General features: G+C 57.5%; 9 protein-coding genes. All 9 read left to right on the top strand.

Annotated elements, in window-relative coordinates:
- Positions 1-98 precede the first annotated feature (98 nt).
- The 9 genes from KW832_RS18550 to KW832_RS18510 all read left to right on the top strand — a co-directional run bounded on the left by KW832_RS18550 (position 99) and on the right by KW832_RS18510 (position 11,759).
- The gene (locus KW832_RS18550; protein WP_218301128.1) at positions 99-1,190 is read left to right on the top strand and encodes a GTP pyrophosphokinase family protein; all 1,092 of its coding nucleotides are present in this window, start codon (positions 99-101) and stop codon (positions 1,188-1,190) included.
- A gap of 207 nt (positions 1,191-1,397) precedes the next feature.
- Positions 1,398-3,026 (top strand): polyhydroxyalkanoate depolymerase, encoded by a 1,629-nt coding sequence (gene phaZ / locus KW832_RS18545; RefSeq protein ID WP_218301129.1) that lies wholly within the window; start codon positions 1,398-1,400, stop codon positions 3,024-3,026.
- A 68-nt stretch (positions 3,027-3,094) separates the two neighbouring features.
- On the top strand, positions 3,095-3,721 hold the full coding sequence (locus KW832_RS18540; RefSeq protein WP_370628751.1) for an RnfABCDGE type electron transport complex subunit B: 627 nt from the start codon (positions 3,095-3,097) through the stop codon (positions 3,719-3,721).
- A 318-nt stretch (positions 3,722-4,039) separates the two neighbouring features.
- Positions 4,040-4,837, top strand: coding sequence for an ABC transporter permease (locus KW832_RS18535; protein ID WP_255577833.1), 798 nt, complete (start codon positions 4,040-4,042; stop codon positions 4,835-4,837).
- 3 nt (positions 4,838-4,840) lie between these two features.
- Positions 4,841-6,142: an ABC transporter ATP-binding protein gene (locus KW832_RS18530; RefSeq protein ID WP_218301131.1), complete on the top strand. Its 1,302-nt coding sequence runs from the start codon at positions 4,841-4,843 to the stop codon at positions 6,140-6,142.
- A 60-nt stretch (positions 6,143-6,202) separates the two neighbouring features.
- A complete protein-coding gene (locus KW832_RS18525) occupies positions 6,203-7,255 on the top strand; it encodes a glycosyltransferase family 2 protein (RefSeq protein ID WP_370628753.1) in 1,053 nt (350 codons plus the stop codon).
- A gap of 169 nt (positions 7,256-7,424) precedes the next feature.
- Positions 7,425-8,420 carry a GDP-L-fucose synthase gene (locus tag KW832_RS18520; RefSeq protein ID WP_218301132.1) on the top strand — a complete coding sequence of 332 codons (996 nt, stop codon included), beginning with the start codon at positions 7,425-7,427 and terminating at the stop codon, positions 8,418-8,420.
- Entirely contained in the window at positions 8,413-9,171 is a 759-nt protein-coding gene (locus KW832_RS18515) for a glycosyltransferase family 2 protein (RefSeq protein ID WP_255577832.1), read from the top strand. The genes KW832_RS18520 and KW832_RS18515 overlap by 8 nt, the downstream gene beginning before the upstream one ends.
- 26 nt (positions 9,172-9,197) lie before the next feature.
- Positions 9,198-11,759: a phytanoyl-CoA dioxygenase family protein gene (locus KW832_RS18510; RefSeq protein WP_218301133.1), complete on the top strand. Its 2,562-nt coding sequence runs from the start codon at positions 9,198-9,200 to the stop codon at positions 11,757-11,759.
- Positions 11,760-11,774: the final 15 nt, after the last annotated feature.

Here is an 11,774-nt window from a genome sequence, read left to right as displayed (position 1 = left end):
GGGCATTGTTGGATATGCTTCCTGCGCACCATCCTCAACACCGCACCAGGGGCCTGAGCACGTCCCCACCCACCACCCTCGCACACCAAAGAACCAGCATGCCATCGCTTGATTTCGACCTGGAGGAATCCCATTTCCGCGCGTTCTACGCAGAGCAATCCGCTGCGCTGGAAACCGCCTGCGCCGCCTTCACCGCCATGGTGGCCGCTGTGGTCACGCAGTCGGGTGGGGTAGAGATCGCCAAGGTGGAGGGCCGCGTCAAGGATGTGGATGAATGCATCCGCAAGTTCGTGCGCAAATACCGCCCGGCGCTGGAGGAAAACAACACGCCCTATGAGATCCAGCACTACATCACCGACCTGGTCGGCGTGCGTGTGGTGTGCCTGTACGAGGACGAGCTGGAGAAAATCGCGGCCATCGTGCGCGGGCACTTTGCCGTGATCGATGTCACCGACAAGGTGACGGCGGTGGAAAGCACCGAGGCCTCATTTGGCTACAAAGGCCTGCATCTGGACCTCAAGCTCAGCCATGCCGAACGCACGCAGCCTGAGCATGCAGCCTATGCCCACCTGCCGTTCGAGCTGCAGGTGCGCACCATCATCCAGGACTCCTGGAGCGTGCTGGACCACAGGATCAAGTACAAGAAATCGATCCCAGGCGAACTCAAGCGCCGCATCAATGTGCTGTCAGCCCTGTTCGAGCTGGCCGACCGCGAGTTCCGCCAGATCCGCGACGCCACGGCCGCCGAACTGCTGCAAGCCCCCGACGAAACCGCCGAGCCGCTGCCCGACCCTGCCAGCGCCGACAACACGCAGGCCCCTAGCAAGGCCCAAGCCCCCAGCAGCGAGCTCAACGCGTTCACCTTCCTCAAGATTGCAACGCACTTCTTCAAGGATTTTGAGTTCGAGCCTTCCAAGGTAGACGGTTTTGTGGACGACATTCAGGCGTGGTCCCGGGGCATGACGCGGGCCCGCTTCAATGCGCTGATGCGCGAGACCGTGGGCGTGGTCAAGCGCTACAAGCAGCACTTCGAAGAACAAAACCCTCAGGCCAGCTTCAATCCGTATACCGTGATCCGGCATTGCCTGTACCTGAGTAACAAGACCGCGTTCCGCCCCGCCCTGCGCAACTCGGCCCGGGAGTCGTTCGAGGCGTGGCTGCAGGAGCAGGCTGAGCCAAAGCCGCAATAATTTGAGAAAAATTGGGCCCTACCGCTCGTCCAGATTAAATTTACAGCTATCTATTCAATAGCAATTTGACTGGCATCGGCTTATTGGACAAGCTCTAAGTGAGACGCCCTGATCTGTCGCATAGGTGACTTGGCATTGGTGGTTTTCCTCCATGCGCTTGTTACGAAGTGCTGTTATATTGCACTGCAACATAACGGAGTTTCGCCCATGCTGTATCACATCTACGAAACCCAGCGCTCCCTGATGGAGCCCTTTACCGATTTCGCGCAGGCTGCTGCCAAGCTGTTCAGCAACCCCATGTCCCCCTTCAGCGAAAGCCCACTGGCGCAGCGCATGTCTGCGGGCTACGAACTGCTGTATCGCCTGGGCAAGGACTATGAAAAGCCCGCTTTCGAGATCCATTCGGTGGATGTGGACGGCGTCGGTGTGGCGGTGCACGAACGCATCGAGATGGACAAGCCGTTCTGCGAACTGCGCCGCTTCAAGCGTTTCTCGGACGACACCGCCACCTTGACCAAGCTCAAGGCCCAACCTGTGGTGCTGATCGTGGCGCCCTTGTCGGGGCACTACGCCACTTTGCTGCGCGACACCGTGCGCACCATGCTCAAGGACCACAAGGTCTACATCACCGACTGGAAGAATGCCCGGCTGGTCCCCCTGGCCGATGGTGAGTTCCACCTCGACGACTACGTGAATTACGTGCAGGAGTTCATCCGCCACCTGCAGGGCATCTATGGCAACTGCCATGTCATCAGCGTGTGCCAGCCCACCGTGCCCGTGCTGGCCGCCGTGTCCCTGATGGCCAGCCGTGGCGAAACCACGCCGCTGACGATGACCATGATGGGCGGCCCCATCGACGCCCGCAAGTCCCCGACTTCGGTGAACAACCTGGCGACGAACCGTAGCTTTGAGTGGTTCGAGAACAACGTGATCTACCGCGTGCCCGAGAACTTCCCCGGCGCAGGGCGGCGCGTGTACCCAGGTTTTCTGCAGTACACCGGCTTTGTGGCCATGAACCCGGACCGCCACGCCAGCAGCCACTATGACTACTTCAAGGACCTGATCAAGGGCGACGACGCCAGCGCCGAGGCCCACCGCAAGTTCTACGACGAGTACAACGCCGTGCTCGACATGGACGCCGATTACTACCTGGAAACCATCCAGACCGTTTTCCAGGACTACAAACTGGTGCACGGCACCTGGGATGTGCGCTCCCCCGACGGCAAGATCGAGCGCGTGCGCCCGCAGGACATCACCACGACCGCCCTGTTCACGGTGGAAGGCGAGCTTGACGACATCTCCGGCTCGGGCCAGACCGAAGCCGCGCACGATCTGTGCAGCGGCATCGTGCGCAAGGAACAGCGCCATCTGGAGGCCAAGGGCGCGGGCCACTATGGCATCTTCAGCGGCCGGCGCTGGCGCGAAGTGGTCTACCCCCAGGTACGCGCTTTCATCCTGGAACACGAAAAGCCTCAGGCGAAAATCGCAGCCCCCGTCACGGAAACGCCGGACGACAACCCCCCCCACCGCGCAGCAGCAACAACAAAAGCCGCAGCGCCCGCCGCCAAGGCAGCCGCCAAGCCACTCGTCAAACCCGCCGCCACAGCGGCTGTAAAAACGCCTGTCAAAGCAGCCGCCAAAACGCCGACCAAGCCCACGGCCAAGGCGCCTGCGGCGGTGGCCACCCGCTGGGTGGCACCTGCACCCGCAGCCACCACTAGCAAGCCCACCGGCGCTGCCGCACCTGCTGATGTGGGCGTTGCCACGCCAGCGAAGACTACGGTGACCGCTGCGGCATCTGCCCGCACCCGCCGCAATGCGGCACGCAAGGCTTGAGCCCCCCCCGGTCAGCTTCTGCATCAACTGCCGCCGTCCTCACGCTTGCGGCGCGGATCGACGCGGCCTTGCCCCAGACACAGTGCACACGCTGCGGCTACCCCGACTGCGCCACATACGCCCGGGCCATTGCCGAAGAGGGCGTGCCCATCAACCAGTGCCCCCCTGGGGGCGCTGAGGGCATCGCCCGCCTCGCAGCCATCACGGGGCAAGCACCGCTGCCGCTGAGTGCAGAGCATGGTGTGGAAGCCCCACGCACCGTGGCGTACATCGACGAAGCCTGGTGTATCGGCTGCACGCTGTGCATCAAGGCCTGCCCCACCGATGCCATCGTGGGCTCCCACAAGAAAATGCACACCGTTGTCGAGCCCTATTGCACCGGGTGCGAGCTGTGCATTCCGGTGTGCCCTGTGGATTGCATCCAGCTCGAAAACGCCAGCGGGAATGCCACCGGCTGGGCCGCATGGTCGGGTCCTTTGGCGCAACAGGCGCGCCTGCGCTACCAGGCACACCGTGAACGCCTGCCCTTGGAAGCAGTACCGGACGCGGATGATGAAACCCCTCCGTCCTCCGTTGACAACGGCCCTGTCCCTGCCTCCCTCGCAGATACCGCCACGGCGCAGGTTGCCCGCCAGGCCACCATTGCAGCAGCCCTGGAGCGAGCCCGCCAGCGGCGGTCACAAGCTCCGCGCTAGGTTGGGGGCTCTGAGCAAGAGCCCTCTTCATCCGCCCAGGTCGACAAGGACCGGGAAATCTTCAGGCCCAGCCCTCCCTGGCACTTTGAGGGAAGACAAACTCCGCAAAATCGAGCACATTGGAGCAAATTTCACGTTCAGACGGCGCATCGAACAGCCCCCCGCTGCAGGGCAACCTTCAATGATTCAATAAGAGCGTCCCCACCCGCCCGCTAGCACAGATCTTCTCGACAATGCACATCGCGCAATATTAGCTGGGATTAATGAATATACCAACCAAATCAATACAGCCGCGATTTCAAATGGAATGTGCAATCCATGCAATCTAGCCTTCCCACCACATTGTGGCGGCACCGCAGTTTGGTCCTTGAACTCGTCAAGCGTGAATTTTCCAGCCAATATCGCGGTTCCTTTGGCGGAATATTTTGGTCGCTGGCGCAACCCCTCTTTTTACTGACCATCTACATTATCGCATTTGGAGTAATTCTCAAATCTCGCTGGAACAATGCAGGCAGCGCGGCTGACTATGCATTCATGTTATTCGCCGGGTTGATTATTTTCAATGCATTTTCAGAAGTCCTGAATAAATCACCTCTTCTGATAGCCAGGAACCCAAACTTCGTGAAGAAGGTGGTTTTCCCACTAGAGCTATTGCCCGTCGTTACAGTAGGAGTAGCCTACCTTCAGGCATTACTGGGTACAGCGATTTTACTGGCGGGATATATAGTTTTCATGGGGAAGCCTTCACCCACGGTGCTTCTTTTTCCTTTTATCCTGCTGTGCTTTTCACCCATGCTGCTGGGGTTGGCATGGCTTCTCTCCGCTGTGGGCGTTGCGGTGAAGGACATCGGCCAGCTGACAGGCATGCTCAGCCACTGCCTTCTCTTCCTAACCCCGATTTTCTACAGCATGGATTCCGCCCCTGAGTTGTTGAAGAATTTGCTGATGCTCAATCCTCTGACCTTTATTGTCGAGCAGTTTCGCCTCGTGCTTCTGACGGGGGGACTGCCCTCCTTCTTGGGGCTTGCGGTCTATACCGGCCTTGCCAGTGCTTTTTCGTGGGCCTCGTTGATACTGTTCAGACGGCTGCGCACAACGTTTGCGGACATGGTTTGAGCGATGTCGGACATTGTCATTTCCGTACAGGATGTCAGCAAGTGCTATCGGGTATTCGACAATCAGCGCTCACGCCTCCTGCATGCATTGTCTCCTAGGCACACAGAAGGAATGCAGGAAATATGGGCACTGAAAGACATCAACCTCGAGGTCAGGCGGGGTGAATCGCTGGGGGTCATCGGCCGCAACGGCAGTGGCAAAAGTACCTTGCTGGAAATAGTGACCCAGACCCTGACTCCGACGACCGGCAAGGTACAGGTGAATGGGCGAGTTGCCGCATTGCTGGAATTAGGCAGCGGGTTCAACCCGGAATACACAGGCTGGGAAAACGTCCTGCTGAATGGCTTGTTGATGGGATTGACGCGATCAGATGTAGAGCGCCAATTCGACGACATCGCCGCATTTGCTGATATTGGCGATGTGCTGCACCGGCAGGTCAAAACCTATTCGAGCGGCATGCTTGTTCGCCTGGCTTTTGCCGTACAGGTAGCATTGACACCAGATATATTGATTGTTGATGAAGCACTGAGCGTAGGAGATTATTTTTTCCAGCAGAAATGTTTTGGACGCCTTCGGAAAATGCGGGAAGACGGGTTGACCCTGCTTTTCGTCTCACACGACATGGGGACGGTACGTGATCTTTGCAAAACAGCCCTCTATTTGCGCCATGGCATGGCTCAATTCATGGGCGACAGCGGATCCGCGATACGGCACTATTTCAATGAGGATGCGCCGATACTGCCTGCACACACCACGAAAACACCCACCTCACACCTTGTTGCAGACACTGCGGATGCTCAAAATCCCATGATTTTCAACAATGCGTTCTGGACCAAACCTCAAAACCTTCGCAACAGGTTGATGGCAGTTAGCATCCAGGATCACAATGAGAACGAAATCGGGCATGCCAGGATGGGTTCTGATGTATATATAAAGGTACATTACCAAAGCCATCTGGATGATGTCGGCACGACAGTGGCATTGGCAATAAAAAACCGCTTTGACCAGGTTATTTTTGTCACTAATGCCCGACGCTTGGGCGTGGAAGACTGCGAAACAGAAAAAGGGACCAGCGCAGTTTTTTTGTTCAAGGTGACGCTGGCCATGGAAGCGGGACTTTATTCCTTGAAAATTGGTATTCACCAACCAACCGGCATCAACAAGGGCAGAGAAATCGACAGTACTGGCTGGTTTGGGCCATTCAGGATTGACTGGGACTACGAGACAGAATCTGCACCATTTCTTGGGATGTTCGGACTCCCGGCAAGTGGAGAATTTATGGCAATAACCTCTGTGCACAAGTGACACCTAACAACTTTCCGCTAATATACAGATATTGCCATAGCATTTCACCGTACAGTTTCAGTGGAGATTGAATTGCAGGAATATAAAAAAAATCCAGAAAAATGGCTTACAAAGTTCTTTGCAATCATCAAGAAGCCATACCAATCGCTTGGTACTTTCAGAATAATTTTGCATATCGCTTTTTCAGCATTTCGCCCCTTGCGTCCTATTCTTCGACATGTTGCAGCCCCCTTCAAGCCGCGGCTAGGCAATCTCAATCAGTATGCACCGAGGCCCATGGTGCCGCCAGGAGTGAGACCAAAGACGCAATCATCTACAATTTCCCCCAAAATTTCACTGATCACACCTTCATTTAAGCAGGGTAATTTCATTGAAAAGACAATAACAAGTGTTCTGGACCAAGAATATCCCAATCTGGAATATTTCATTCAGGATGGCGGCTCCCAGGACGAAACCATCTCCGTTCTGAAAAAATTCGAAGCAAAAATAACGGGATGGGTATCCGAAAAGGATACGGGGCAATCGCAAGCGATCAACCGGGGTTTCGCACGAACGACGGGTGAAATCATGGCGTGGCTCAATTCAGACGACCTGCTCTTGCCGGGCGCCTTGAGCACCGTCGCAGACTACTTTGCCCGCCATCCCGATGTTGACGTGGTCTATGGAGACCGCTTGCTCATCGATCGAAATGGAATGGAGATTGGTCGCTGGATCATGCCAGGGCATGACAACACCGTATTGTCTTGGGCAGACTATATTCCGCAGGAAACACTCTTCTGGCGGCGACGCATCTGGGACAAGACCGGTGCCCAAGTCGACGAATCATTCAGGTTTGCCATGGACTGGGATTTGCTGATCCGTTTCCGGGACGCCGGTGCAAATTTTTCCCACATCCCCCGCTTCCTGGGCGCATTCCGGGTTCATGAGCACCAAAAGACTTCTGCCAATATCAATGACATTGGCCAGCAGGAAATGAGCCGGATACGCGAGAAAATCCTCGGCAGAGTCCCTGACTATAAAGAGATACGGAATGCCGTGCTTCCCTATCTCTCAAGGCACATGCTTCGCGATTTGGCATTCCGGATGCGGCAACCACTCAAGCGTGCACATTGAGCTGGGTGGAGCGTGCTCTTCAAGCTGGCTGCAGCCACTACATCGACCAATACGCCGCCAAAAGCAAACTGGCTGGATTCGAGACAAAGGAATTGGAAATGAGAAGAGCAGAAAATGGGAAGGCCGCCCGGTGGTACCGCCTTGGCGACGAGGTGTGGGGGCCGCGCCCATGACCGCGACCAATAACGGCTCAGCAGTCCGGGCACCGAGGGTTTATGTGGCCGGCCACAGCGGCATGGTCGGTTCGGCCATCGTGCGTGTGCTTGAGCAACAAGGTGGTGTCCAGATCATTGCACGCACCCACGCCGAACTCGATCTGACCTGCCAGGCGGATGTGCGTTCGTTTTTCAAGGATGAAGCTCCAACCCACGTCTACCTAGCCGCAGCCATGGTGGGGGGTATACACGCCAACAATACGTATCCCGCAGAGTTCATTTACCAAAACCTGATGATCGAGGCGAATGTCGTGCATGAAGCCTGGCGAGCCGGTGTTCAGCGCCTGATGTTCCTGGGTTCCAGCTGCATCTACCCCAGACTCGCGCCACAGCCCATGGGTGAAGACGCACTGCTGACCGGCACCTTGGAGCCCACCAACGAGCCCTACGCCGTTGCCAAAATTGCGGGCATCAAGCTGTGCGAGTCTTACAACCGGCAATATGGCACCGACTATCGCAGCGTGATGCCCACCAACCTGTATGGCCCGGGCGACAACTATCACCCAGAAAACAGCCATGTCATTCCGGCACTGATACGGCGTTTCCACGAGGCAAAGCTCGCCCATGCGCCCAATGTCGTGATCTGGGGAACCGGTGCACCGCGCCGCGAATTTCTATATGTCGATGACATGGCGGCAGCCTGCGTCCATGTCATGAATCTCGAAAAATCAATTTACAACGCCTGCACGCAGCCTCGGTTATCACATATCAATCTGGGGACTGGCGAAGACCTGTCCATTCGGGAGCTCGCACAATTGATCAGCGACGTGGTGGGATATCCCGGCCATATCGAGTTTGACGCCTCCAAGCCGGATGGTCCTCCACGAAAACTCCTGAATGTGAGTCGCCTGAAGGGACTGGGCTGGCGCGCCCGGACTGAACTCAGGCAGGGGTTGGCCATGGTCTACGGGAATTACATGTCAACACTGCAGCAGCGTGCCAATGGATGATCCGCTGGACATGCCGTTGGTGACAGTGGCAGTGCCTTCCTATAACCAGGGGCGCTATCTGAATGCTGCACTCGAGTCCATATTTGCACAGGACATCCCCGTCGAAGTCTATGTCGCGGACGGTGGTTCGACCGACGGCACGATAGAGGTCATCCGCCGCTGGGAAGAACGGCTTGCAGGCTGGCGCAGTTCCAAAGACATGGGCCAATCGTCGGCCATCAACGAGGCGATAGCAAATGGACGTGCGCCTTTTGTCTGCTGGCTCAATAGCGACGACTGGTTGTTGCCAGGTGCGCTGAAAAGCCTGGTGGCAGCACTGCAGCACAATCCAGCAGCCCCCATGGCCTACGGACGGGTATGGAACTATGCGGAAAGCACAAAAAGAACCAATCCCGTCTTTGTCCGCCCTTTCAGCGAGTGGTGGATGGCGCAACTCTGCATCGTTTCTCAGCCCGGAACGCTGATTCGCCGCACTGCCTGGGAAGCCGTTGGAGGCGTGGACGAAACATTGCACATGACCATGGACTACGATCTTTGGTGGCGCCTTTACAAGGCTCTGGGACCTCTGGAATTTGTGGATACCTTTCTGGCAACCAACCGGGAGCACCCCGAAACGAAGACGAGCACCCGGCGCAAAGCGCATTATCGGGAGGCGATAGATGTGGTTCGCCGGCATTATGGCCGGGTGCCATTAAAGTGGTGGCTCGCCCAACCATACTCGGTTTGGTATCGTTCCATGATGAGGCATTGACCACCTATTACTTCTGACATCCACAAATGGCACCGCACCGAATTCTGGTCGATTCAGGAAACTATTTCTCCAACAACGATAATCTAGGAGACAGGGCGATTTACCAGGTCATTTTTCGCCGGTTACGGCACCACTGGCCAGATTGTCAAATACATTGGATAACCCGCAATGCAGCCCTGCTCAAAAAGGATTGTCCCGAAGTCATTGCGCTTGAGCTCACCGAAGAACGCCTCCCCCTGCCGCTGATCGCCCTTGGTGCTGATACCCGGAACCTGATAACCCAAGCATCAGCAGACTGTGCGCGCATCGTGTCGGCGCTGATGGATTGCGATATGGTGATGGCGACCGGCGGCGGATATTTCAGCGACGATTTCTCTGGTCAATCGGAAGTCATCTTGCAGACGCTGGAAGCGGGTATCAGGCTCGGCAAACCGGCAATCATTCTGAGCTGTGGATTTGAACCTGTCAGCGTTCGCAGCCTTTCGCAGAAGATGCTGGGGGTATTTCCTCTTTTGAGCCTGGTGGTCTGCAGAGAATCGCAGCAAAGCCCGATGGTGGCGAGATCCTTTGGGGTGCCAGAACAACGCCTGGTCGTGGCAGCAGACGAGGCGATTGAACTGGCGTTTGACTTGCGCCCCACAGTTCTGGGCAAAAGCCTGGGCATCAACGTCCGCCAAGCGGACTACGCCGGCGTCGATGCCAACACCCTGTCGCGCCTGCGGGAAGGGTTGGGAAGTGCCATTTCACGGCTGGGTGCACCTCTTGTTGCCGGTGTGCCCATTTCGCTTGCCGGTCCTTCCGATCCGGACGCCATTGCCTCGCTGCTCCACGGCATCCCGGGCATCAGCTACACCTCCTACCCGGTTGCAACGCCACAGGACGTCGTGCAGCAGATCGGTACATGCCGTGTGGTCATCACCGGCAGCTACCACGCGGCAGTGTTCGCACTGTCGCAAGGGGTGTCGGTGATCGCCTTGGTGGCATCGCCCCACTACCGGTCGAAAATGCAAGGGCTTCAAGCCCAGTTTGGCGCCGCCTGCCACATCGTGTTTCTGGACCGTGAGGAAACGGCCACGCACTTGGCGACCGCCATACAGGATGCGTGGCATGCAGCAGGGACTGAACGGCAGCGGTTGCTGCAAGTGGCACGACAGCAGGTCAGCGTGGGCCGGGCTGCCTACGAGCGCCTGGCCGCGCTAGTGGAGGACGTTCCAGCCAACCCGCGTGACGGCGCAACCTCAGAATTGACAGGTATTTCTACGCAGGCACCCATGAACAAAGACACCTCCGAACTCCCCGTCTGTTTGTCTCCGGAGGAAATTGAGCAATTTCGGACACAGGGCTACGCAGGGCCATTCACGGCATTCTCGCCCCATGAAATGGAAAAATTCCGCACAACGGTATGTGAGCGGGTGCTGCCCACGCCTACGCCTTATTGCCCATTCGGCCTGCGCGTGCGGCACCTAGACAGCCAAGCGGTCCATGCGATGTGCTCGGCCCCGGCCATCGTGGAACGCATGGCTTCTCTCTATGGGCCGGATCTCGTTCTGTGGAATTCCAATCTTTTCAACAAACCGCCTGCCCGGCCTGAACAGCAAGAGGAATACCCCTGGCACCAAGATCATTACAACTGGAACATGGAACCCATCCTGAACATTTCAGCTTGGCTGGCGATTACGCCGGCAACGCTGGAAAATGGATGCGTGGAAATCATTCCAGGCTCGCACCGGCAAATCGTCCCTCCGGCCATCGATACAGATCCAGCCAAGAGCCTTCGGTTCGGCGGCATCGCTTCAGACCCCGCCTACGTGGATGAAACCCGCAAGGTATCCATGGTGCTGGAGCCCGGCCAGTTCTTTCTCTTCAATGAACGGCTGCTGCATCACTCCAACCCCAACCGCACCACGGAGCACAGGCTGGGACTGGCCGTCCGAGTGACGGTCCCCATCGCAAAAGTCAGCGAACCTTTCCCCTGCGTCATGTTGCGGGGTGAAGACCGCATGGGCTTCAACCGGTACATTGAAGCGCCCTTGGACGAGCCCGATTCGCACTGGCTCGCCTCCCTGCCGCCTGGACACGACTACCTCTTTGACCGCCCCATCCCGGGACGGGGCTGGCATGTCCGGGAGACCGAAAGTCCACATCACTTTGCATGGACAGGCCTGGAGCCTGAGACATGGATCGACTTCCGCCCGGTAGGCGTTGGCGATCATTTGCTGCGGATGGAAGTCGTCCACCTGTTGACGATGGCAGCTGTCAGCGAGCTTCAAATGCAGGTGAATGGGCAAGCGATTGCGGTGCACCAGGAACAAGTGGGCGACACGCTCGTCCTGGAGGCCCGTGTTCCCAACGCGGTCTTGCGAAGCCGTGCGGACCGGGTCAGAGTGGCGCTCCAGGGCTCCCCCCTCGTGCGGCCCTGCGATCTGAATCCGGAGAGCACGGACAAGCGCTCTCTGGGGTTGGGTATTCGCCGGATTGCGCTCTTGCCCATGGATGCCTCCGGAACTGAGGTCGAAGCTGAGGCGACCAACGCAAAAGCACCTGCGCCAAAACCACCCACTGCCTGGTACCGCCGGCTGCTGGGGTGAGCCCGCCAGTGACCG

This window comes from Acidovorax sp. sif0632 (genome assembly GCF_019218805.1).
Lineage (GTDB): Bacteria > Pseudomonadota > Gammaproteobacteria > Burkholderiales > Burkholderiaceae_C > Acidovorax > Acidovorax facilis.
The sequence above is the reverse complement of the archived record's forward strand: the minus strand, read 5'-3'. Positions and strand labels throughout refer to the sequence as shown.

Bases quoted from the DNA above. Each gene is read 5' to 3' on its own strand.
- KW832_RS18550 (WP_218301128.1), top strand. From the start codon at position 99: ATGCCATCGCTTGATTTCGACCTGGAGGAATCCCATTTCCGCGCGTTC.
- phaZ (WP_218301129.1), top strand. From the start codon at position 1,398: ATGCTGTATCACATCTACGAAACCCAGCGCTCCCTGATGGAGCCCTTT.
- KW832_RS18535 (WP_255577833.1), top strand. From the start codon at position 4,040: ATGCAATCTAGCCTTCCCACCACATTGTGGCGGCACCGCAGTTTGGTC.
- KW832_RS18530 (WP_218301131.1), top strand. From the start codon at position 4,841: ATGTCGGACATTGTCATTTCCGTACAGGATGTCAGCAAGTGCTATCGG.
- KW832_RS18520 (WP_218301132.1), top strand. From the start codon at position 7,425: ATGACCGCGACCAATAACGGCTCAGCAGTCCGGGCACCGAGGGTTTAT.
- KW832_RS18515 (WP_255577832.1), top strand. From the start codon at position 8,413: ATGGATGATCCGCTGGACATGCCGTTGGTGACAGTGGCAGTGCCTTCC.
- KW832_RS18510 (WP_218301133.1), top strand. From the start codon at position 9,198: ATGGCACCGCACCGAATTCTGGTCGATTCAGGAAACTATTTCTCCAAC.